Raw genomic sequence first — 22,409 nt, forward strand, 5'->3', positions numbered from 1 at the left:
TTTTTTATGGTAGCAATTAAAGCAGAGGTACGTACAGCTCAAGATAGAACTACAGCTAAAGCGATTCGTCGCGCGGGCTGGGTTCCTGCTATGTTATACGGAACAGATGTAGGGAATAAGGAAGTAAAGATACTTGCGCTTGAGCTGGATCAAGCCTTACGTGAGCAAAACACCAACGTTCCCTTTACGTTACAAGTAGATGGAAAAGAATATGATGTGATGGTGTATGAGCTTCAGAGACATCCGGTTCAAGGTAGAATTTTGCATGCTGACTTTAAACAGATTGACATGAAAGAAAAAATTCATACGTCTGTGCCTATTACTATGACGGGAGATCCTGAATTAGGAGTTGCTACATTGGTACGTCATAGTGTAGAGATTTCTTGTTTACCTACAGATATTCCAGCAACACTATCTGTAGATACAGATGGACTACATATAGGAGATGTTGTACTTGTTAAAGATTTGCAAATACCTCCAAACGTAGAAGTGCATCTTGATGAGCTGGAAGTAGTAATTAGCGTACTCCCACCAAAAGCAAAATCGGATGAATCAATTGAAGCTCAGCAAAGCGCTATGGAAGTTGCAGAACAAGCAAAAGCTCCTGTAGCCGAAGCGGAAAAAGTATAACCAGTGACCTCCCAATCCATTTGGGAGGCTCTTTCTATGTATGGGCATGCCGGTTTTTGACGGAAGAAGTCGACTTCCCTTTCTTTTTAAAAGGCTTACATTCATGTACAATAGAAATAAGTAGGTTATTTTGCTTTGGAGGTAATTTCATTGAAAGTCATCATTGGGTTAGGGAACCCTGGTAAACAATATGAGGATACCAGACATAATGTAGGGTTTCTTGCAATAGATACATTAAGTAAAGAATTACAAATTCCGTTAACCACGATGAAATTTCGTGGCATTATAGGAGAGGGAAATGTACAAGGAGAAAAGGTTTTACTAGTAAAACCACAAACCTACATGAACCTATCTGGAGAAACGGTAGGACAAATCGTTTCTTTTTATAAACTGACGGCACAGGATATAGTTGTCATCTATGATGATCTTGACTTACCGGTAGGCAAGCTGAGACTGCGGGAAAAGGGTAGTGCAGGAGGACATAACGGAATTAAATCTATTATTGCACATTTAGGTACCCAAGATTTTAGCCGCATCAAAATTGGTATTGATCGTCCTGAGCCAGGCAAAAGTGTGAGTGACTATGTGTTACACTCATTTCCAAAAAGTGATTGGCCGCATATCCAGGATGCAATTCAATCAGCAGCAAAAGCCAGTGAGGATTGGATCAAGGGTGATAGCTTCCTGACAGTTATGAACCACTATAATCCAACACGTGGGTAGGTACAGTATCGAATAGCTATAAGATGCCCATACTAAGTGGAAGAAAGTACTATATTTTCACTTAGGGGGTAATCATATGAGTTACCGCTATGTATGTCGTTGTTGTGGAATGAAAGTGGGAGAAATTCAGCAATCGGATGTATCCGAATGGCAGCTAGGCTTTCAATTCTTGACCCAACAAGAGCGCCAACATATAATATCCAAGGATGAGATAGGGAATACAGTTGTTCGCGTTGTTTGTGATTATTGTAAAGAAGCCCTTGATCAAAATCCTGATCTGTCCGTTGTAGGTAATCCACTACAGTAGCAACTATTTTTCTTGTGAATTTTTACCTTTTCAAAATGACAAGGCATGCAAATTTAGGTAGTCTTAGCTTTTTGGGTAGCTAAGGCTACCTGTGGATTTTTATCGATTGAATAAATAAATAACTTTTTTGTACAAACTGCGATGTGGGAAGGTTGATCTGCGCCGCAGTTTTAGTGCTGTAACCTATGTAGTAATAGGAGAGTAAGGTTGGAGAGGAGATTAGGGATGCAAGTCATCATTAATCGTATAAAAGAAGATTCCAATTTCGGAACCATTCTTGCTGGTTTGTCACAAGGTTTACACGAACAGTTGATGGCCGGATTATCTGGTTCCGCGCGTCATATTTTTATGGCAGCTGTTTATCAAGAGAGTAAGCGCCCCTTGTGTGTTGTGACGCATAATATGTTTCAAGCGCAAAAAGTGTATGAGGACGTAGCAGAACTCCTTTCCCCAGAAGAAGTCATGCTTTATCCGGGTAATGAGCTGATTGGGTCAGAGATGGCAATTGCGAGTCCAGAGACATTAGCACAACGTATTCAAGTATTTAACCGTTTAGCGAATGGCTTCACGGGTATTTTGGTTGTTCCTTTTGCAGGCATTCGCCGCTTAACTGTGCCTCACGAAGTATGGAAAGAGGCTCAAATGACTGTCAGTCGTGGAGGAACACTAGATTTACATGACTTTTTAGAGAGAATGGTCGAATTAGGCTATGAACGCGTTGAGATGGTTGAGCGTAAAGGTGAATTAAGTATTCGTGGTGGAATCGTTGACTTATTTCCTATTGATTCGGACTGGCCGATTCGAATTGAACTCTTTGATGAAGAGATTGATTCTATACGAACATTTGATATGGGTACTCAGCGTTCTCAAGAACATTTGGAACAATATGTGATTGGCCCGGTAAAAGAGACGATCGTTTTTTCATCAAAATTAGTTGAGAGTGCTACTCACTTAGAGAAAAAACTAGGTGAAACATTAGGTAACACTAAGGATGAAGTTGTAAAAGAAAGATTGATGGAGCAAATAGGACGCGATATTGAAATCATGCGCCAAGGTAGCCGACCAGCAAATTTATACAGTTATTTATCCGTCCTATATCCTGAGATGGAAACCATCCTGGATTATCTACCTTCTGATACGTTATTGATTATTGATGAACCGTCCCGTGTTATTGATACTGCGGTTCAACTGCAAAAGGACGAATCAGAGTGGGTCACTGGTCGTATTGAGCAAGGCGATTTTATGTCAAATCTTATTCTGTCGCGGTCGTATGATGAGCTAATTCATGAGCAGAAGAGACAGATTGTTTATTTGTCGCTATTTTTACGTCAAACCCCAAAAACGCATCCACAAAATATCGTCAACATGAACTGTCGTACGATGCAAAATTTTCATGGGCAAATGAACGTATTAAAAAGCGAGCTACAACGATGGATAAAGGGTCAACATCAAATCATCTTTGCTGCTGCCGATGCGGAGCGTGCCAAGCGTTTGGAACGAGTATTAGATGATTATGAGATGGAAGCTGATTTGCTGCTAGAAGAGGTACGAACAATTCCTCCAGGCCGACCTACTATTATTATTGGAAATATTCAAAGCGGTTTTGAGATGCCATTAAGCAAAATGGTTGTTGTTACGGAAGGGGAAGTCTTTACAGCAAAACAGCGCAAAGCTCGCAAAGTAAATCAAAACATGAGCAATGCCGAGCGCATCAAGAACTACATGGAATTAAAGCCTGGTGACTTTGTTGTACATATTAATCATGGGATTGGTAAATATCTAGGAATTGAAACAAAGGAAATCCTAGGTATTCATAAGGATTATTTACATGTACAGTACGCAGGCGGAGATAGTTTGTTTGTACCAATTGATCAAATCGATCATGTACAAAAGTATGTGGGCAGTGAAGAAGCTCAGCCTAAAATTTATAATTTAGGTGGGAATGAATGGAAACGTGTTAAGAGCAAGGTAGAAACATCGGTAAAAGATATCGCCGAGGATCTAATCAAGCTGTATGCGCAACGAGAACAAGCTGTAGGCTATAGCTTTAACAAGGACAGCTTGGAGCAAAGAGAATTTGAGGCTATGTTCCCGTATCAGGAGACTGTGGATCAATTGCGTGCTATCACAGAAGTGAAAGCTGACATGGAAAGCAAGCGCCCTATGGATCGATTGGTTTGCGGGGATGTAGGGTATGGAAAGACAGAAGTAGCGATACGTGCCGCTTTTAAATCGGTTATGGACGGAAAACAGGTAGCTCTACTTGTACCGACCACAATTCTAGCTCAACAGCATTTTGAAACTTTTAAAGAGCGTTTCTCTGATTTTCCGATCAGAGTGGAGGTTTTGAGCCGTTTTCGTTCTCGAAAGGAACAAAATGCAACAATGAAGGGTCTAAAAGAAGGAACGGTAGATGTGGTGATCGGTACGCATCGATTGCTGTCGAAGGATATTTTATTCCGCGACCTAGGGTTATTGATTGTCGATGAGGAGCAGCGCTTTGGTGTAAGCCATAAAGAAAAATTGAAGCAATTAAAAACCAATGTAGATGTACTAACGCTTACAGCTACTCCTATTCCGCGTACGCTTCATATGTCCATGCTAGGAGTACGTGATTTATCTGTCATTGAGACACCGCCAGAAAATCGCTTTCCTGTACAAACCTATGTATTAGATTATAGTCCAGCTCTGGTTCGAGAAGCGATTGAACGAGAACTGGCCCGTGAAGGACAGGTATTCTTCCTTTACAATCAGGTACAAGGTATTGAACAAATGGCTGAGCATATTTCTGCTCTAGTTCCTGATGCTAGGGTAGCGGTTGCTCATGGACAAATGAATGAAAGTGAGCTAGAAAGAATTATTCTCGATTTCTTAGACGGGAATTATGATGTGCTGGTAAGTACAACGATCATTGAAACTGGTGTCGATATCCCAAACGTTAATACGTTAATCATCTATAATGCAGACAGAATGGGACTGTCTCAGCTGTATCAGCTACGTGGGCGCGTAGGTCGTTCTAATCGAATTGCCTATGCTTACTTCACATACCAACGTGACAAGGTATTGACAGAGGTAGCTGAGAAACGGTTACAGGCTATTAAAGAATTCACTGAGCTTGGATCTGGTTTTAAAATTGCCATGCGAGATTTATCTATTCGTGGGGCAGGTAATTTATTGGGAGCAGAGCAACATGGCTTCATTAATACTGTCGGATTTGATTTGTATACACAAATGCTTAAGGAAGCGATTGATGATTTACGTGGTGAAGTAAGGACAGAAGAGATTGCCCCTGTTCCACCAGTCGAAATCAATTTACAAGTTGATGCGTACCTACCTTCTGATTACATTACTGATAGTCGTCAGAAGATCGAGATGTACAAAAAATTTGTAGCAACCTCAACAATCGAGGAGCTGGATGATCTTGCTGATGAGTTGATCGACCGTTTTGGTAATATCCCATATCCAGTGGACAACTTGCTGATGATTTCACGTTTACGTATTCAAGCGATGGTACATCATATTGTTGAGATTAGTCAGAAAGATCCTGATGTTATTAAAATCATTTTGGCAGAACAGCAAACCTCTAACATTGATGGTGGAGCTTTATTTGGCTTGTCTAGTAAATATGATCGACGTATTGGGCTTTCAACGACCCCAGGTGGACAACAGATCATCGTAACTGTTAAAGTTAAGGGGTTAAAGATTGAGGCTGGGGTCAAGATGGTAATAGACTTAATTAACGACTTCCATCTGATTGAAAAGAGTAAGAGTCCTGATCCCTCATTACACTAAATCCACAAGGTGCTAAAGGTGCCGAGAAGGGAGTTTTGTTTCATGAAAAAAACAACATTTACGAAGGGTAAACGTGTGTTGGCCCTACTTTCCACCACGGCATTAACGCTAGCGATTCTGAGTGGCTGCGGAACGACTAATAAGGCTGAAACAGCCCAACCAGCTAAACCGGGGGCGGAACAACCGGCTGATACGGAAGATACCCTGGCACAATTCCCGCCAGTTAAATTGCCTTTTACAGTTGATCCGAATGCTTCTATTTTTGAATATCAGGGTGGGAAGCTAACAGGTCAGGAGTTTGAGGACTTCTTGCGTGCACTTGGCTTCATGAATCCTCCGCAAGCCTATGCCATTGGAGTTTCCACACAAGAGATGATAGATAACTATGCTCGTCAATACCTAGCTACTAAGCTAAAAGCGGAAAAGGCTGACGAGGCGATTAAGAAAACAGCAGCTACAGAAGCGGATAAATCTTTTGAATCGCTAAAAGGCCAGTATATTCAAGTTCTTGGTAGCGAGGATAAATTTAATCAATTGATGAAGAATCATAACATCACAAAGGAAGCGATTGTTAAACAGCTAGCAAGTATTAATGCTTCTGTGAAGGTTATGGAAAGTGAAGTAAAAGATGCAGATTTGAAGAAAGAATATGATACAGCAGATAAATCTGCGTATACAACAGCTTCTGTACGTCATATTTTGGTTAAATTCGAGAACCGTAAGCCAGAGGAAGCAGACAAGTTGGCAAAAGATTATCTTGCCCGTTTGAAAAAAGGGGAGGACTTTGCTACTCTTGCAAAACAAGTGTCTGAGGACGAAGGTAGTAAAGCAAACGGTGGATTGTATGCAAATGCTGACGTAAACAACTGGGTGCCAGAATTTAAGAAGGCAGCTCTAACTCAAAAGATTGGAGTGCTCAGTGAACCAGCAGTAAAGACTGAATATGGCTATCACATTGTTAAAGTAGAAGATCGTAAAGTAAAAACATTTGATGAAGTAAAAGATCAGTTGAAGCAGCAAGTTTTGGAGAAGAAGTTTGAGCAATATGTTACCAAGGATCTGGACGCGATTATTACGAAAAAATCTCTTCCAGAGGTAAAAGCACCAGCTACTCCAGCTCCAACCCCTGCTCCTGAAACAAAATAGCATAGATAAAGAGTGGCTCCTTTTGTAATCAAACGAACTGTGTTTACAGTTTGTGGTCGATTGCAGGAGGAGCTTTTTTTTATTGTGTAAATGTCGGTGCAAGTGAAATTCATCAAAGGGTTACCTTGAAATAAAAAAGGCTGGTTTAATTTTGTTTTGATCGCATATTCTTCTTGCCAAGGCAAATACTATTATCACTCGCTACCGCCCGGGGGAGAGTACAAAGCAAGGCTTATTGGTAACAAATACAAATACAAGATATTAGTAAAAAGCGAGAAGATAGGAAATCATAGGAGTAAATCCTCAAAAAACCACAAAATCAGTCTTCTCAAGAAAGCGAGGCAACAAGATTATGAAGGCAACTGGAATTGTTCGTCGTATAGACGACCTCGGACGGGTCGTAATCCCGAAGGAAATCCGTCGCACACTTCGTATTCGTGAGGGGGATCCACTTGAGATTTTTGTCGATCGTGATGGGGAAGTAATCCTTAAAAAATATTCTCCAATTGGAGAATTAGCTGATTTTGCTAAGGAATATGCTGACTCTTTATACGAAAGCTTAAATCATATTGTCATTATTTCCGATCGAGATACGGTCATTGCAGTAGCTGGTGCTTCCAAGAAAGAATACTTGGAAAAACCGATTGGTAGTCTAGTAGAAAAATCGTTGGAAGAGCGTAAGAGTAGGGTAGAAAAAAATTCTGGTCAATATGAATTATGTCGTGATATGCCGGAACAATACTCATCTTATGTAGTGGCTCCTATCGTTGCAGGTGGGGACCCGATTGGTGCAGTGATCCTGGTCAACAAAGCAGAAGCTAAAATGGGCGATTTAGAGCTGAAAATGGCAGAAACAGCCGCTGGATTCTTAGCCAAACAAATGGAACAATAATAGTGATTAAATAACGAAAGTCAAAAAAACAAGCCTCTTGTGTAAGGCTTGTTTTTTTTGACTTTCTCTACTACATGCAAGTAAACCACGAAGAATGCACATCTCATCCCCCTTGATTACTCACTTCCTCTGTGTGGTATAATGGACAAAGTTTCTGAACGTAGACTTTTTTGTAAGAGGAGAAATAGATACTGTATGGCAGGAGAGAGAAGTGCAAATCATTTTGTCAAAGGTGCTGCTATTCTAGGTATTGCCGGCTTGCTCTCCAAGGTTCTCGGAGCGATCTATCGCATACCTTATCAAAATATCACAGGTGATGTTGGGTTATATGTGTACATGCAGGTGTATCCGTTGTACACAGCCTTATTGATTTTGGCAACAGCGGGTTTTCCTATCGCCATTTCCAAAATCGTCTCAGAACGATTAGCAGTCGAGGACCATCTGGGTGCACGAAAGGCTTTCCGTGTAGCCAGCGTTTCACTAGGAATACTAGGAGTATTCTTTTTTCTCCTTTTGTATCTAGGTGCTCCTGCATTAGCCCGATTTATGGGCGATGAACAGCTGACATTACCGCTACGAGCAGTAGCATGGTCTTTACCATTAGTCCCGTTGGTGTCCATATTGCGTGGATATTTTCAAGGACAACAAGACATGGTACCCACAGGTGTTTCACAGGTAGTCGAACAGATTATTCGTGTAATCGTTATTTTAGTCTCTGCTTACTGGATGATGAGTGCCTATCAGGACGCTTATCTTGCAGGTACAGGAGCAGTATTTGCTGCTTTTCCTGGGGCGTTAGCAGCCTTTTTGGTTCTGTACTATTATTATCGAAAATCCAGACGGTACCATCGACGCAGAGGATATCGTAAACAATTGCGTGCTCAACAACTTACAGATACAGTAACGAACAAGCAAGTGTTGATCAGTATTCTACGTTATGCAATTCCTATCTGCATCGGTGCTCTGGTGTTGCCGATGATTCCATTAATTGATTCGGTGACTGTTTCTAATTTACTTCAATGGAACGGATATGAACTTGATATAGCAAAAGAATTAAAAGGAATATATGATCGTGGACAACCACTCATTCAATTTGGAACGTTTTTTGCCACATCACTTTCCTTGGCGTTAGTGCCTGCTATTAGCGAGGCTGTAGCACAAAAACAGGATAAAATGATCATCAATCGTACAGATATGGCCCTACGCTTAACCCTGATGCTTGGATTACCAGCTTCTATTGGGCTCGCTTTATTAGCCGAACCAGTCAATATCATGGTATACGGAAATGATAAAGGAACGTGGTCACTTGCTATTCAAGCTTTTGTCATTGTATTTGCGACATTAAGTATCGCTACCTCTGGCATTTTGCAAGGATTGGGACATGTTAAATTACCAGCTAGACACTTGATGATTGGTGTACTGGTAAAATTGTTGGCTAATCTTGCCTTGACGCCTTTATGGGGCATACAGGGTGCGGCAGTAGCTACAGTCTTTGCCTATGTGACCTCAATGGGATTAAACATGAGATCTATTCGCCACTATTTGGAGCTTTCCTTTAACCTAAAAGAAATGCTGACCAAACCTTTAATAAGTGTGGCTCTTATGTCAATCATGGTCTTAATCGTTCAAGGCTTGATGAATGTAATTGTGGGTTCTCTGATCGATAGTGAGCGTTTCGTTCAAACGATCGTCGGTGTTTCTGCAGTTACCGTGGGATTAGTAGTGTATATGCTTTCTCTGTTATATACAGGTGGTATCAAGCGTGAAGAGATCTTGTATTTGCCAAGAGGAAAGAGATTAGTCTCTCTTTTAGAGCGATATAAGCTTTTGCAGATTCAAAAATAGACAGGGATTAAAGGAACGGAGGAATTTCCTACATGGTGAATACCATTTATGTTGTAGGACTTGGGGCAGGTAATCTAGACCAAATGCCTCTGGGTATGTATAAACGCTTAAAACAGACGAAGCATTTGTATGTCCGTACAGCTGATCATCCAGTATTGGATCAATTGGCTGAAGAAGGGCTTACTTACACGTCCTTTGATTCTATTTATGAAAAACATGATTCATTTGAACAGGTATATCAAGAGATTGCTGGGCAACTGTTATCCAAGGTTAAAGCAGAAGGTGAAGTAACCTACGCCGTTCCTGGACATCCTTTAGTAGCAGAACGGACGGTGCAACTGCTACTAAGTCATGCGGTAGAGGAGCAAGTAGAGGTAAAGATATTAGGTGGACAAAGCTTCTTAGATCCGCTGTTCGCTCGCCTTGCTATTGATCCAATCGAAGGTTTTACTTTGTTAGACGCGACAAGCATGACAGCAGATCAAGTAAATCCAGGGCTACATACCGTTATTGCCCAGGTCTACGATCAAATGTCTGCTTCAGACGCGAAGCTTACCTTAATGGAAGTACTACCAGACGAATATGAGGTTATCGTCGCTACAGCGGTTGGGATAGAAGGTAAAGAGATTGTGGAGCGTCTACCATTATACGATTTAGATCGAGTGGAGCATCTGGGTAATCTAAGCCTAATCTATGTTCCCCCTACCGTAGAAGAGTCAGTAAAGCAACGTCAATTCTCCTATTTAAAAGAAGTGATTGCAACTTTGCGTGGACCAGAAGGTTGTCCATGGGATCGTAAGCAGACTCACCAAAGCTTGCGCCGTTATTTGTTAGAAGAAACCTATGAAACAGTAGAAGCGATCGATCAGGATGATGTGGATGCGCTTTGCGAGGAATTAGGGGACGTGCTCTTACAGATCATGCTTCATGCACAGATTGCTTCAGAGGAGGGCTACTTCACAATTGAAGATATCATTTCCACTCTGACTGCTAAAATGATTCGACGTCATCCGCATGTATTTGGTGAATCGGAAGTAGCTGATGCCGATGCAGTAGTGGTCAATTGGGAGCAGATAAAGGCCCAAGAGAAAGCGGAGAAGGGGGTTGTACCTGAAACTTCTTCCTTGCTGGATTCTCTACCAAAGGATTTACCGGCGATTTTATCAGCTGTCAAAATTCAAAAGAAGGCAGCGGAAGTTGGGTTCGATTGGGACGAAGTGAAAGATGTATATGCTAAAATTGAAGAAGAGTACAAGGAGGTACAGCAAGCAACTCCAGAGGAACAAACAGGTGAATTGGGGGATTTGCTCTTTGCTGTAATCAACCTAGCCCGCTTCATGAAGGTTGACCCTGAACAGGCTTTAGCGCTAACTAATCTTAAATTTAAGCGTAGATTTCATTATATTGAACAAAAGCTACATGAAAATAACAAGCAATTTGCTGATACAACGTTAGAAGAGCTGGATCGTTATTGGAATGAGGCCAAAGCTCAAGAGTAGTCAAAGCTACATAGAGGAGGAATACTTATGCGTCTTGATAAATTTCTAAAGGTGTCCCGTTTAATTAAACGACGTACTTTAGCTAAGGATGTTTGTGATCAGGGACGTGTCGAAATTAATGAACGTACTGCAAAAGCGTCCAGCAATATAAAAGTGGGCGATTCTATCTCCATTCGTTTTGGACAAAAGATCGTTACGGTAAAAGTTGAAGAAATTAAAGAAAACGCGCGTAAGGATGAGGCCGCTTCCCTTTACACAGTAATTGGTGAAGTACCTGTGCCACGTGATGAAAAAGAAGAAGATGAATACCTAAGAGCGTAAGCAATAGTTCTAAAAGGACATCCCCCTCCATATCTTGGTACAAAGAGGAACATTTTGTTCCCAGCGTTTTGGATCGTACTCCAGACCACCAAGATAGGGAGGGTTTTTATATGATCGAACCAAATAAACGACCTCGCCATGAAATTGTCATGATCAATCGGCGTAGTTTGGCTATATCCGGGGTAAAAAAGGTAGAAAGCTTTGATAGTGAAGAATTTCTGTTAGAAACAGAAGGTGGTTTTCTTACTATACGCGGCCAGAATCTTCATATGAAAAACCTGAGTCTTGAAACCGGAGAAGTGGCCATTGAGGGTTTCGTCCATGACATGGGGTATATAGAACAGGGGCAGGCCGGAGATCGATCGAAAGGATTTTTCGGCAAATTATTTAAGTGAGTATCAGTATTCAGTTTCAGACTATGGCTTTCATGTCCCTGTGCGGAATTTGTATGGGGATGGGGTTTGATACGTACCATGTCATAAAAGGCAAAGGCCGCTTCCCACTTTGGATCGTTTTCATATTAGATATGTTATTTTGGTTAAGTAGTGTGGGAATTGTTTTTTATGTGCTGGTATGGGTTAACGATGGGATAGTGAGATTTCCGATATATCTAGGTATTATTATAGGAGCATGGCTCTATTTCCTTATAGGTAGTAAGGTTTATATCAGATTTTTGTTAACTGTGCTAAAATGGAGTATAGGGGTATTTCAGATCAGTGTTAAAATTATTGACTTTCTATTGATTAAACCAATAGAGATAATTTTTCATTTTATCTGGGTTATTGTTGGGTTCCTTTTTACTGTACTGGCAAAGATAGGATTGTTCATTTGGCGAATCATTTCTTGGCCATTGTCACCATTTGTTCCATGGAGTCGTAACTTGTGGAAAAGTATTAGGGGCAAGATGGCAGGAGCAAAGGAAGTACTGAAGAAATGGTTTACCAAGGAAAACAAAGAGTAGAAAGGTAGCAAAGGTGGAGAGCAGACATGGCCAAAGAACGTCCCTCTCAATCGAATAATCTAGGTCGTAAGCGCAGACTTCGCTTTATTATGTTCTTCGTGTTCTGCTTCCTTATCTGGACGTGCTATACGGCATATCTTCAAAGCTCTGTTATTGCTGAGACGGAAGAACAAGTAGAAGCGCTACAAAAACAGGCAGAGGAAGTAAAAGGACAACAAGAAGAGCTAACCAAGAAGATGAAACGATTGGATGATCCAGAATACATCGCAGAGCTTGCACGCAAAAATAATTTTATGTCCAAGCCGGGTGAGATCATCTTTTTGATCCCTGATAATTAAGCCATTTGGATCTAGCTAAAATAAATTTACGAAAACGTGCAATAGATTTTAAAAACAGGAAGGTCATTTTAATTAAATGGCGAATATAATATAACAAGCCCGTTTCGCCGAGCGCGAATCACCTGATGGCCGACGTTGAACGCAAGACGTCGGTTTTTTTTATTCCGATTCTTTTGTGATTTAAAGCGATAAAGTAAATATCTTCTATTCAATCCTCGACAGGTACCCCAATCAATTCGTATCGTCTTCAGCATAAATCCATGAACGATCAAACAAATAAACGAGATACGTTTAAATTTGTCGGACGATTTTAGGAATATGCCTCTATCGTTTGACAAAATTTACAGCAGTCCATTCGTATAATTGGGTACACAAAACTCAAAACGGGTGGTGCTAGTATATGTTCAATAAAAGCCAAGTAGTTTCTCCAAATGCTAATCTCTTTACTCAACAGCTATCTAATCAAGTATCTCAGACTATGGGGAGGTTCGGTGATAAAGCTGCTGCCTTTCTAAAAAAATGGCATATTCTTACACTTACTATGGGTTTTTTATTAGGAAGAGCTCTTATTCTTGATGAATTATCACCATTTGTTGTTCCTTACTTCATAGTGATGTACTTTCTCCGTCGAGATACATTGCTAGCTAGTGCATTGGGAATGCTGGTAGGCTCATTAGCTCATTCAATTCCTCTAGGTATGCAGACGTTACTGAGTATCATACTTGCTGCTGGTGTGTGCCGTATCTCGGAGAAATGGAAACGAAAAGACTTTTCCTATACCCCATTTATGGTGGTAGGAACCGTATTTGCTAGCCATCTATTATGTAAGGTTATTCAGAATCAGGTAAACACATACAGTGTGACTATGATTGCGGTTGAAGCAATTCTTAGTTTTGTTTTGACACTTATCTTTATTCAGTCCTTATCCATCATTCACATAAATAAACCATTTGAACCTTTAAAGACAGAAGAAATTATATGCCTTGTCATTTTATTAGCTTCTTTAATGACGGGAACAGTAGGCTGGGTTATACAGGGGGTTTCCATGGAACATATCCTGTCCCGTTATCTTCTATTATTATTCGCTTTTGTTGGAGGAGGGACGGTCGGGGCCGCAGTGGGGGTGGTTACCGGGCTCATTCTCAGTTTGGCTGATGTGAGTGCCTTACAACAAATTAGTTTACTCGCTTTCGCAGGTTTACTAGCGGGGCTATTAAAGGAAGGAAAGAAAATTGGTGTAGTAGCAGGACTCTTAATCGGAACTTCCATTCTGGGAATCTATGGTGGTGCCGAAAGTGGATTATATCTCTCTTTAATCGAGACCTCGATTGCCGCTTTCCTCTTTTTATTAACGCCAGCTTTTATTTGGAAAAGAGTAGCCAGCTTCATTCCGGGGACTTCGGAACACATACAATCTCACCAGGAATATATGCGGCGCATACGTGACATGACAGCAGGTAAAATTCAGCAGTTTTCCGATTTGTTTATTGAGTTATCCCATTCATTCGCTCAAACAGCTGAAACAAAAAATAGAGTTGAGGAGGAAGAGATAGATCTTTATTTAAGTAAAGTGACGGAGAGGACATGCCAGCTTTGCTGGAAGAAAGAGCAGTGCTGGGAGCGAGATACTCAAATGACCTACGAAGCGATGAGTAACATGCTTATTACGGTATTCGAGCATGGGACAATGCAAGGAGCAACTATACCAAAGGAGTGGGAAAAGAAATGCGTGAAAACAGAAAAGGTAATCCAACATATGGAGCAAGAGTACCACCAGATGATTGAACATAATCAATTAAAAAAACAAATTCAAGATAGTCGCAAGCTGGTAGCCGATCAATTATCAGGAGTATCACGGGTCATGAGCGATTTTGCACGGGAAATCCAAAGGGAAGGACTTGCACTAAGCCTACAAGAGAAGCAGGTTTCAAAAGCGCTGGAGGGTTTAGGACTATCCGTAAGACGTGTAGATATTCATAGCTTAGAAGAAGGGAAGGTGGATATAGAAATCAGTCAGCCTAGTTGTTATGGGAGGGATGAATGCGCCAAGATTGTGGCTCCGATGCTTACCGAGATTTTAGGTGAGAACATTATTGTGAAGGAACGACAATGTGAAGCCTTTAAGGATCAGCATTGCAAAATGTGCCTGGCTTCAGCAAAAACATATGAGATCGAAATTGGAGTGGCAGGGGCCGCTAAGGGTGGCAAACTATTGTCAGGAGATAGCTTTAAAACAATGGATTTAGGAAATGGAAAGGTGGCTGTGGCGATCAGTGATGGAATGGGAAACGGGGAGCGCGCTTATATGGAAAGTCAATCAGCATTGGACATGCTGCAACAGCTCTTAAAATCAGGGCTGGATGAAAAACTGTCTATTAAAACAGTAAATTCTGTTTTGGCATTACGTTCGGCTGATGAGATGTTTGCAACAGTGGATTTGGCTATAATTGACTTACAGACTGCAATGACACGGTTTATTAAAATTGGTTCTACACCTTCGTTTATTAAACGAGGAAATGATGTGTTTATGGTATCGGCAAATAATTTACCGGTTGGTATTTTAGAAGATATTGAAGTAGATATTGTGACTAGAAATCTAAAGGCAGGTGATCTATTAATCATGATGTCAGATGGAATTTTTGAGGCTCCACACCATATCGAAAATAGACCGGTGTGGATGAAGCGATTAATCTCTCAGCTCGAAACAGAAGACCCTCAGGAAATCTCTGACTTATTATTAGAAAAAGTGATTAGAGAACATAGTGGTGAAATCGTAGACGATATGACGGTTTTAGTCGCTCGAATTGATCGATTTGTACCGCAATGGTCGGCGATTCAGGTATCAGGAATGGAGAAGATGGAACGGCCACGTGTAGTAAGTTAAAGGTATGTTTTTCACCTCCCACGCCCATAATGGTAAAAAACGCTACCAAAGAAAGGGGAGGTATCTGTATGGCAAAACCGGCGACGCTTCGTCAGATTTTGGTTGTGACAGATGGTTGCTCCAATGTAGGAATAAGCCCAATTGCAGCCGCAACCTTAGCCAGAGAACAAGGTATCACAGTAAATGTGATTGGAGTGGTGGATAAGCATGAGATGGGTGAGCAAGGGGAACAGGAAATCCGTGAAATGGCTCAAGCGGGGGGAGGACTAAGCGACATTGTTTATCCTGCCCAGTTAGCCCAAACTGTCCAAATGTTAACGCGAAAAGCAATGACTAGAACCATTCAACATGTGGTGAACAAAGAATTAAAGCATATTCTTGGTGATGCTGAATTGGAGGGTCTTGCTCCTGAAAAGAGGATGCAGGTGGCAGGCATGGTGGATGAATTGGGCGAACAAAGCGCTCTAGAAGTGGTGATGATCGTTGATACATCTGCTTCCATGAAAAATAAAATGTCAGCTGTACAGCAAGCCATCTATGATTTTAGCATTAGCTTACGTTCCCGCAGCGGGAGTAGCAGAATGGCCGTTTGCTCATTTCCTGGGAAAGAAAAGCATCTTGAAGTGCGTATTCCCTGGACGGATCAAGTAGAAAAGGCGTACCAATTAACGGCCGGTTTAACGATGAGCGGAATTACTCCGACGGGTCCTGCCATTACGGAAGCAATCGCCTTGTTTGAACACGTGGAGCTACCTAAACCTTTAGCGGATCGCTACCGTACGAAGAGAAAAGCGAATGAAGAAGATGACGGTTATTTGCAAGACCATGTATTCTAATTCCTTGTTACCCGATGCTCCCCATTATTTCACAGGAAAATGGCACCATCAAACATATTCAGTGGTAAAAGAACTAGGTAGGGGAGCCAATGGTGTCGTCTACCTAGTTCTTCATGAGGGTAAAAAGGTAGCGATTAAAATGGGTGCCGATTCTATTGATTTATTAATGGAAGCAAACGTACTAAAAAGTTTACAATCTCATAACCAAAAGATTGGACCAAACATATATGATGTAGATGATATGATTTTAAAAGGCAAGGTGTATGCCTTTTATGCAATGGAGTATATTGAAGGGGAACGATTGGATCATAGCTTGAAGAGAGTAGGCAAAGAGTGGCTTATTTTGTTGTGCACGCAAATCCTGTCTCATTTACAGATCATTCATGAGCTAGGATATGTATTTGGTGACCTAAAGCCAGAGAACATCATTGTTGTACAAGCTGGTAAGCAGGTATGTCTAATTGATTTTGGCGGGGTAACCAAGTCGGGTCATGCCGTACGTCAATTTACAGAAGAGTATGATCGCGCCACTTGGCAGGCGGGGGATCGTAAGGCGGATGTTGCATACGATCTATTTTCTTTAGCGATTATGATGGTCAAGCTAACTACTGAAAAAGAGAAATGGACAACACTTCCCGTATCAGGGCGACATGTTCAAAAGCTTTATGATATAATACGGGACAACGAATTGTTAGCTCCTTACCGCCCCGTGTTAGTTAAGGCATTGGATGGGAAATATCCAACAGCTACTCAAATGAAAGCCGAATTCTTGCAAGCGTTTCGACAAAAATCAGAGACGAGGGCAAGTGTACCCAACACCAAGAAGCCTGGGGAGGGAATAGGAAGCAAAATTATTGGAGGAATCTTTGTAGCCTCTATGCTTTTGCTTGCTGGCTCGTTGTATTATGTATGGATGTGAGGGATCATTCTGCATGACGTCCAATAATTATGTGATGGAGACGTGCCTTTTAGCTGGAGAGATTATGATTCGTAATGGAGCGGAAACGTATCGTGTGGAAGAGACGATGACTCATATTGCACATGCTGCAGGCATGAAAAGCGTCCATAGTTCCGTGACGACAACTAGCATTATTTTTTCCTTTAAAGATAATAATGGTGTGGATCGTACCCGAATGATTCGAATGCGTGACCGAACGATCAATTTGAACAAAGTAACGTTGGTTAATCAGGTATCCCGTTACTTTGTGTCAGGAGAGATTACCTTGGACGAAGCGCATATCCAATTGGAAGAGATCCAAAGCATGCGCTTCCAATTTTCAGATCGGGTGTTAAATATAGCGGCTGGTTTAGGCAGCGGCTCTTTTGCTGTTTTGATTGGTGGGACTTTTCTTGATTTTTTCCCGAGTGCCATTGCAGGGGCAATCGTCTTTGCCAGCGCTAATTATTTGTATCGCTTTCTTAAAATACCTTTTTTTGCCGAATTATCAGCCTCTTTTTTAGGAGGAATGTTTACACTAATTGCCTCATGGCTTTTTCCCAATCATCTGCATCTTGGTGTTATGATTATAGGAGCGATGATTCCTTTGTTTCCAGGAGTAGCTTTGACGAACTCTGTGCGTGATTTAATGGCGGGAGACTTGGTTGCCGGGATGGCGAGAGGAGTTGAGGCAGGATTAACTGCCTTAGCGGTAGCTGTTGCGGCCGCAGCTGTCTTGTCATTATAGGAGGGGATTAGGCATATGTTGCTGGGGATGCTGTTAAGTTTTATCATTACCATTGCCTATGCTATGTTGTTTAATGCACCAAAACGCACCATTCTTTTTGCTGGTTTAATTGGAATGATGGGATGGAATATCTATAAAATATTGCCGATGTTTGGAGCTGAGCTTACTCTCTCTTCTTTTGCAGCGGGAACGTTTATCTCGCTAAGTAGCCGAATCCTTTCTGTGAAGATGCGTGTTCCTTCTACTAACTTTAGTATTGCGGGAATCATTCCATTAGTTCCAGGTTCGACTGCTTATAAATCGATGTTGGCGTTCATCAATGCTGACTACTTGGAAGGAATTACGCTTGGGGTCAAGACGATGATGCTGGCTGGGGCTATCGCTTCAGGTTTAATACTTGGTCTCTCCATCTTCTCTTTATGGAAAGGAATCGTGGCGCGTTATGTACGAAAAGGTACAAAAGCGAATGGAGCAGGATAGGCTGCTTTTGCCACATGAATCGATTGTGGTAGGAGTTTCGGGCGGAGTAGATTCTACAGCGCTGTTGCATATCTTAAGCAAAATGAATGAACAATATCAGTACGGCTGGAAGTTGTACGCTGTTCACCTGAATCATGGGTTTCGTGGAGAAGAGTCTGACCAAGACGCCGCATACGTGGAGGACTTGTGTCATACATTAGGAGTTAAGTGCTACTCCTTCTATGAAAGCGTGCCTGATATAATGAAGGAAACCGGTCAAGGACCACAAGTTGCAAGTCGTGAACTACGCTATCAATACTATCGACAAGTGGCAAGAGAAGTAGGGGCTACTAAAGTGGCGCTTGCCCATCATGCTGATGATCAGGTAGAGACTATACTGTTCCGCATGATGAGAGGTACTAGTCTATATGGATTCACTGGTATGCCGCAACGTAGGTGGCTTCATGCAGAACAAGTCGAGTTGGTTCGTCCACTTCTGCACGTTTTCCGTGAGGAGCTAGAAGCCTACTGTGAGGCGAATAAACTGCAACCACGACACGATAGTAGCAATGATTCGCGCAAATATAAACGCAACTTAATACGGCACGAAGTAACACCTCACCTGCAACAAGTAAACCTAAGATACAGAGAACACGTGCTTCAGCTAGCGGAGATGGCAAGAGTGGATGACGATTACCTGCAAAAGCTGAGTCAAGAGGCACTAAATAGGATAATTGTACGGAAGGAATCTGACAAAATTATCCTAGATAGGAAGTGCTTAAAAACTTTTGACCTTGCTTTACAAAGGAGAATGATTCCTCTAATATTAAGTTATCTCGCAACTGAAACGGAGTGGTCTCTGCAGCATGTGGAGGCCGTTTTGCGTATCATTTTCGAGCAAAATCCTTCTGCAGTACTACATCTGCCCTCCGATATTTTTGTAGAGAGGGTCTATGAGCAGGTATGTTTTCGTAGGAAAAAAGTAACTGCTCAAGGTTTATTCTGGCCGTATTCATACCCTATTACCATACCTGGTACGACATGGGTAGAAGAGGCAGGGATGTTCATACATACAAAACGGTATGATTCATTATCCGATTTACCTGATCTATCATCTTTATCTCCTTATAGTGCTGTATGTGACGCCGATGCTTTGGTAGGCGAATGCATCATCCGCAGTAGGATGCCGGGTGACCGTATTCAACTTGGAACGGCTACTCATTTTTACAGTAAAAAGGTAAAGGAGCTATTTATTGATGAAAAAGTACCAAAGAGCAGGCGTGATCGAATTCCTATCTTAGTAGTCGAGGGCCAAATTATTTGGATACCTGGAGTAAAGCGATCAACGCATGCCATGATACATGAGAAATCGCGTGCATTTGTTATCATACAGGCGGATTTCAGAGAAGAGTAGCAGGAGGTTACATATGAATAATGATATAAAAGAAATTATGCTCACTAAGGAAGAAATTGATCAAAAAGTAAAAGAACTGGGTAAAATCTTAGCAGATGAGTATCGCGATAAGAATCCTTTGGTTATTTGTATCTTAAAAGGAGCCATTGTTTTCATGGCCGATCTTCTACGTGAGATGGATATTAAGTGCGAGATGGATTTTATGGCGGTATCTAGCTATGGCAACAGTACGGAATCCTCTGGTGTTGTACGTATCTTGAAAGATTTGGATACAACTGTTCAGAATCGTCATGTCCTAATTGTGGAGGACATCATGGATAGTGGCTTGACGTTAAGTCATTTAGTAGAATTATTGAAGCAACGTCATGCTGCCTCAGTGAAAGTAGTAACACTACTAAATAAACCAGAGCGCCGTAATGTAGATATTTCTCCTGATTACAGTGGTTTTACTATTCCTGATGAATTTGTGGTTGGTTACGGTCTGGATTACGCTGAGACCTATCGCAATCTTCCTTATATCGGTGTTTTAAAACCTGAAGTTTATTCGAAATAGACAAGAGCTAGCTAGGTTGTGAATGGGTTTTACTCTATGCTAAAATAATGGAAGTGTCTTTTTTCGTGAGAGGAGGTAAGCAATGAATCGTTTTTTTCGGAATACAGGTTTCTATTTACTGATTTTCCTTGTCACGGTAGGGATTGTGAATTTTGTCCTCTCCGGAACCGATAAGATGGCTCCAATTTCTTATCAGGAGCTACGTAATCATCTCAATCAAGACAACATTGCAGAGGCATCTCTTCGTGTTGAGGGTGGTACATATCGGGTAGAGGGTAAGCTTAAACAGACTCAAGCCGGTCAGGAATCATTCTATACCAATGCACCGATTTATGATGAACAACTAGTTAAACTGATCAATGATAAGATTGATGCTAAGAAGATTAATAAGGTGGAGTATAAACCAGCAGAGGGTAACAGTATCTGGCTAACATTCCTAACTTCTATCATTCCATTCGTGATCATCTTTATCTTGTTCTTCTTCCTGTTAAATCAGGCACAGGGTGGCGGAAGTCGAGTTATGAACTTCGGTAAGAGCAAGGCGAAGTTATATAACGACGAAAAGAAAAAGGTTACATTTGAAGATGTAGCTGGTGCTGATGAGGAGAAAGCAGAGCTTGTAGAGGTCGTAGAATTCTTAAAAGACCCACGCAAATTTGCTGCTGTAGGTGCCCGCATACCTAAAGGGGTACTTTTAGTAGGTCCTCCAGGTACAGGTAAAACATTGCTTGCACGTGCCGTTGCAGGTGAAGCAGGCGTGCCATTCTTTAGCATTTCAGGTTCTGACTTCGTAGAGATGTTTGTCGGAGTTGGGGCATCACGTGTACGTGATTTATTTGAAAATGCAAAGAAAAATGCTCCGTGTATCATCTTCATTGATGAAATTGATGCCGTTGGTCGCCAACGTGGAGCTGGTCTTGGCGGAGGTCATGATGAACGTGAACAAACGCTAAACCAATTGCTCGTAGAGATGGACGGTTTCGGAGCAAATGAAGGAATTATTATGATTGCAGCAACTAACAGACCTGACATTCTTGACCCAGCTTTGTTGCGTCCTGGACGTTTTGACCGTCAAGTTACGGTAGATCGCCCTGATGTACGTGGTCGTGAAGCTGTTCTGAAGGTGCATGCGCGCAATAAACCATTAGGCGAGGATTTGAATTTGGATATCATTGCTCGCCGTACACCAGGCTTTACAGGTGCTGATCTTGAGAACCTGTTAAATGAAGCTGCATTGCTTACAGCACGTAAAAATAAGAAGCAAATCGACATGCTAGAAGTAGATGAAGCAATTGACCGTGTCATTGCTGGTCCTGCTAAGAAATCACGTGTAGTCAGCGAAGACGAGCGTCGTCTTGTAGCTTATCACGAAGCAGGTCATACGATCGTTGGTTTCCATTTAAAACGTGCCGATATGGTACACAAGGTTACTATTATCCCACGTGGGCAAGCAGGCGGCTATACCGTTATGCTACCAAAAGAGGATCGCTTCTTTGCTACCAAAACAGATTTGGAAGACAAAATTGTGGGTCTGCTTGGTGGACGTGTTGCAGAGGAATTGGTTCTGGGCGATATCTCAACGGGAGCGCATAATGACTTCCAACGTGCTACAGCAATTGCGCGTAGCATGATTACCGAATATGGTATGAGTAATTTGGGACCAATGCAATTCGGGCAATCTCAAGGTCAAGTATTCTTGGGACGCGACTTTGGACATGAGCGCAACTACTCTGAACAAATCGCTTACGAAATTGACCAAGAAATGCAACGAATCATTAACGAACAATATCAACGTTGTAAGGACTTGTTGATTCAATACGGGGATCAGTTAGAAGCGGTTGCACAAACCTTGCTTCGCGTGGAAACACTTGATGCTGAACAGATCAAACAGATCATTGAAAACGGCAAGCTGGATAAAGAACCTGGAGAGGATGTAGTAGTAAACATTCAATCCAAGCCTGAAGAGCCAGTTAATCAAGTAACCATTGATAAACTGAATCAAGAACCAAAACCAGAAGTTACAAAAACGGATGAAACACTTGACCATCCTGATAATCAAGAACCGAAATAAGAGCGCCGGATGGTGCTCTTATTTTTTTCTCGATCTATTAATGACAACAGTGG

20 protein-coding genes are annotated in these 22,409 nt (G+C 41.6%); all 20 read left to right on the forward strand.

What is annotated here, in order from left to right:
• Window positions 1-6: 6 nt before the first annotated feature.
• The 20 genes from BrL25_RS10530 to ftsH all read left to right on the forward strand — a co-directional run bounded on the left by BrL25_RS10530 (window position 7) and on the right by ftsH (window position 22,356).
• Window positions 7-630 (forward strand): 50S ribosomal protein L25, encoded by a 624-nt coding sequence (locus tag BrL25_RS10530; RefSeq protein ID WP_018672323.1) that lies wholly within the window; start codon window positions 7-9, stop codon window positions 628-630.
• Window positions 631-780: 150 nt separating this feature from the next.
• On the forward strand, window positions 781-1,353 hold the full coding sequence (pth, locus tag BrL25_RS10535) for an aminoacyl-tRNA hydrolase (RefSeq protein WP_018672322.1): 573 nt from the start codon (window positions 781-783) through the stop codon (window positions 1,351-1,353).
• Between the two features lie 76 nt (window positions 1,354-1,429).
• Window positions 1,430-1,660 (forward strand): anti-sigma-F factor Fin family protein, encoded by a 231-nt coding sequence (locus BrL25_RS10540; RefSeq protein WP_018672321.1) that lies wholly within the window; start codon window positions 1,430-1,432, stop codon window positions 1,658-1,660.
• A 225-nt stretch (window positions 1,661-1,885) separates the two neighbouring features.
• Entirely contained in the window at window positions 1,886-5,452 is a 3,567-nt protein-coding gene (mfd, locus tag BrL25_RS10545; protein ID WP_018672320.1) for a transcription-repair coupling factor, read from the forward strand.
• 42 nt (window positions 5,453-5,494) lie between these two features.
• A complete protein-coding gene (locus BrL25_RS10550; RefSeq protein ID WP_018672319.1) occupies window positions 5,495-6,598 on the forward strand; it encodes a peptidylprolyl isomerase in 1,104 nt (367 codons plus the stop codon).
• 352 nt (window positions 6,599-6,950) lie between these two features.
• Complete coding sequence (gene spoVT / locus BrL25_RS10555) at window positions 6,951-7,490, forward strand: stage V sporulation protein T (protein WP_018672318.1); 540 nt, start codon at window positions 6,951-6,953, stop codon at window positions 7,488-7,490.
• 195 nt (window positions 7,491-7,685) lie between these two features.
• Window positions 7,686-9,335 (forward strand): putative polysaccharide biosynthesis protein, encoded by a 1,650-nt coding sequence (locus BrL25_RS10560; RefSeq protein ID WP_018672317.1) that lies wholly within the window; start codon window positions 7,686-7,688, stop codon window positions 9,333-9,335.
• Between the two features lie 32 nt (window positions 9,336-9,367).
• A complete protein-coding gene (yabN, locus tag BrL25_RS10565) occupies window positions 9,368-10,834 on the forward strand; it encodes a bifunctional methyltransferase/pyrophosphohydrolase YabN (protein WP_018672316.1) in 1,467 nt (488 codons plus the stop codon).
• 27 nt (window positions 10,835-10,861) lie between these two features.
• The gene (locus tag BrL25_RS10570) at window positions 10,862-11,155 is read left to right on the forward strand and encodes an RNA-binding S4 domain-containing protein (protein WP_018672315.1); all 294 of its coding nucleotides are present in this window, start codon (window positions 10,862-10,864) and stop codon (window positions 11,153-11,155) included.
• Window positions 11,156-11,265: 110 nt separating this feature from the next.
• Entirely contained in the window at window positions 11,266-11,550 is a 285-nt protein-coding gene (yabP, locus tag BrL25_RS10575) for a sporulation protein YabP (protein ID WP_018672314.1), read from the forward strand.
• Between the two features lie 53 nt (window positions 11,551-11,603).
• Window positions 11,604-12,116, forward strand: a complete 513-nt coding sequence (yabQ, locus tag BrL25_RS10580; protein WP_236847625.1) for a spore cortex biosynthesis protein YabQ — start codon at window positions 11,604-11,606, stop codon at window positions 12,114-12,116.
• Between the two features lie 26 nt (window positions 12,117-12,142).
• On the forward strand, window positions 12,143-12,454 hold the full coding sequence (locus tag BrL25_RS10585; protein WP_018672312.1) for an FtsB family cell division protein: 312 nt from the start codon (window positions 12,143-12,145) through the stop codon (window positions 12,452-12,454).
• A 400-nt stretch (window positions 12,455-12,854) separates the two neighbouring features.
• Window positions 12,855-15,338, forward strand: coding sequence for a stage II sporulation protein E (spoIIE, locus tag BrL25_RS10590; protein ID WP_018672311.1), 2,484 nt, complete (start codon window positions 12,855-12,857; stop codon window positions 15,336-15,338).
• Between the two features lie 68 nt (window positions 15,339-15,406).
• Window positions 15,407-16,174 (forward strand): VWA domain-containing protein, encoded by a 768-nt coding sequence (locus tag BrL25_RS10595; RefSeq protein WP_018672310.1) that lies wholly within the window; start codon window positions 15,407-15,409, stop codon window positions 16,172-16,174.
• Entirely contained in the window at window positions 16,134-17,093 is a 960-nt protein-coding gene (locus BrL25_RS10600) for a serine/threonine protein kinase (protein ID WP_018672309.1), read from the forward strand. Before BrL25_RS10595 ends, BrL25_RS10600 begins: the two co-directional genes overlap by 41 nt.
• A 13-nt stretch (window positions 17,094-17,106) precedes the next feature.
• Window positions 17,107-17,859 (forward strand): threonine/serine exporter family protein, encoded by a 753-nt coding sequence (locus BrL25_RS10605; protein WP_018672308.1) that lies wholly within the window; start codon window positions 17,107-17,109, stop codon window positions 17,857-17,859.
• A gap of 15 nt (window positions 17,860-17,874) precedes the next feature.
• Window positions 17,875-18,339 carry a threonine/serine exporter family protein gene (locus BrL25_RS10610; RefSeq protein ID WP_018672307.1) on the forward strand — a complete coding sequence of 155 codons (465 nt, stop codon included), beginning with the start codon at window positions 17,875-17,877 and terminating at the stop codon, window positions 18,337-18,339.
• Window positions 18,302-19,732 (forward strand): tRNA lysidine(34) synthetase TilS, encoded by a 1,431-nt coding sequence (tilS, locus tag BrL25_RS10615; RefSeq protein WP_026315217.1) that lies wholly within the window; start codon window positions 18,302-18,304, stop codon window positions 19,730-19,732. The genes BrL25_RS10610 and tilS overlap by 38 nt, the downstream gene beginning before the upstream one ends.
• Window positions 19,733-19,745: 13 nt before the next feature.
• Window positions 19,746-20,285 carry a hypoxanthine phosphoribosyltransferase gene (gene hpt / locus BrL25_RS10620; RefSeq protein ID WP_018672305.1) on the forward strand — a complete coding sequence of 180 codons (540 nt, stop codon included), beginning with the start codon at window positions 19,746-19,748 and terminating at the stop codon, window positions 20,283-20,285.
• 82 nt (window positions 20,286-20,367) lie between these two features.
• Window positions 20,368-22,356, forward strand: coding sequence for an ATP-dependent zinc metalloprotease FtsH (gene ftsH, locus BrL25_RS10625; protein ID WP_018672304.1), 1,989 nt, complete (start codon window positions 20,368-20,370; stop codon window positions 22,354-22,356).
• The last annotated feature ends 53 nt before the right edge of the window (window positions 22,357-22,409 follow it).

Origin of the sequence: Brevibacillus laterosporus DSM 25 (genome assembly GCF_002706795.1) — a bacterium.
Taxonomy (GTDB): Bacteria; Bacillota; Bacilli; order Brevibacillales; family Brevibacillaceae; genus Brevibacillus_B; species Brevibacillus_B laterosporus.

Excerpts from the sequence above, each read along its gene's own strand:
- BrL25_RS10530 (WP_018672323.1), top strand. The coding sequence starts at position 7 with ATGGTAGCAATTAAAGCAGAGGTACGTACAGCTCAAGATAGAACTACA.
- BrL25_RS10540 (WP_018672321.1), top strand. The coding sequence starts at position 1,430 with ATGAGTTACCGCTATGTATGTCGTTGTTGTGGAATGAAAGTGGGAGAA.
- mfd (WP_018672320.1), top strand. The coding sequence starts at position 1,886 with ATGCAAGTCATCATTAATCGTATAAAAGAAGATTCCAATTTCGGAACC.
- BrL25_RS10550 (WP_018672319.1), top strand. The coding sequence starts at position 5,495 with ATGAAAAAAACAACATTTACGAAGGGTAAACGTGTGTTGGCCCTACTT.
- spoVT (WP_018672318.1), top strand. The coding sequence starts at position 6,951 with ATGAAGGCAACTGGAATTGTTCGTCGTATAGACGACCTCGGACGGGTC.
- BrL25_RS10560 (WP_018672317.1), top strand. The coding sequence starts at position 7,686 with ATGGCAGGAGAGAGAAGTGCAAATCATTTTGTCAAAGGTGCTGCTATT.
- yabN (WP_018672316.1), top strand. The coding sequence starts at position 9,368 with ATGGTGAATACCATTTATGTTGTAGGACTTGGGGCAGGTAATCTAGAC.
- BrL25_RS10570 (WP_018672315.1), top strand. The coding sequence starts at position 10,862 with ATGCGTCTTGATAAATTTCTAAAGGTGTCCCGTTTAATTAAACGACGT.
- yabP (WP_018672314.1), top strand. The coding sequence starts at position 11,266 with ATGATCGAACCAAATAAACGACCTCGCCATGAAATTGTCATGATCAAT.
- yabQ (WP_236847625.1), top strand. The coding sequence starts at position 11,604 with ATGGGGATGGGGTTTGATACGTACCATGTCATAAAAGGCAAAGGCCGC.
- BrL25_RS10585 (WP_018672312.1), top strand. The coding sequence starts at position 12,143 with ATGGCCAAAGAACGTCCCTCTCAATCGAATAATCTAGGTCGTAAGCGC.
- spoIIE (WP_018672311.1), top strand. The coding sequence starts at position 12,855 with ATGTTCAATAAAAGCCAAGTAGTTTCTCCAAATGCTAATCTCTTTACT.
- BrL25_RS10595 (WP_018672310.1), top strand. The coding sequence starts at position 15,407 with ATGGCAAAACCGGCGACGCTTCGTCAGATTTTGGTTGTGACAGATGGT.
- BrL25_RS10600 (WP_018672309.1), top strand. The coding sequence starts at position 16,134 with ATGAAGAAGATGACGGTTATTTGCAAGACCATGTATTCTAATTCCTTG.
- BrL25_RS10605 (WP_018672308.1), top strand. The coding sequence starts at position 17,107 with ATGACGTCCAATAATTATGTGATGGAGACGTGCCTTTTAGCTGGAGAG.
- BrL25_RS10610 (WP_018672307.1), top strand. The coding sequence starts at position 17,875 with ATGTTGCTGGGGATGCTGTTAAGTTTTATCATTACCATTGCCTATGCT.
- tilS (WP_026315217.1), top strand. The coding sequence starts at position 18,302 with ATGTACGAAAAGGTACAAAAGCGAATGGAGCAGGATAGGCTGCTTTTG.
- hpt (WP_018672305.1), top strand. The coding sequence starts at position 19,746 with ATGAATAATGATATAAAAGAAATTATGCTCACTAAGGAAGAAATTGAT.
- ftsH (WP_018672304.1), top strand. The coding sequence starts at position 20,368 with ATGAATCGTTTTTTTCGGAATACAGGTTTCTATTTACTGATTTTCCTT.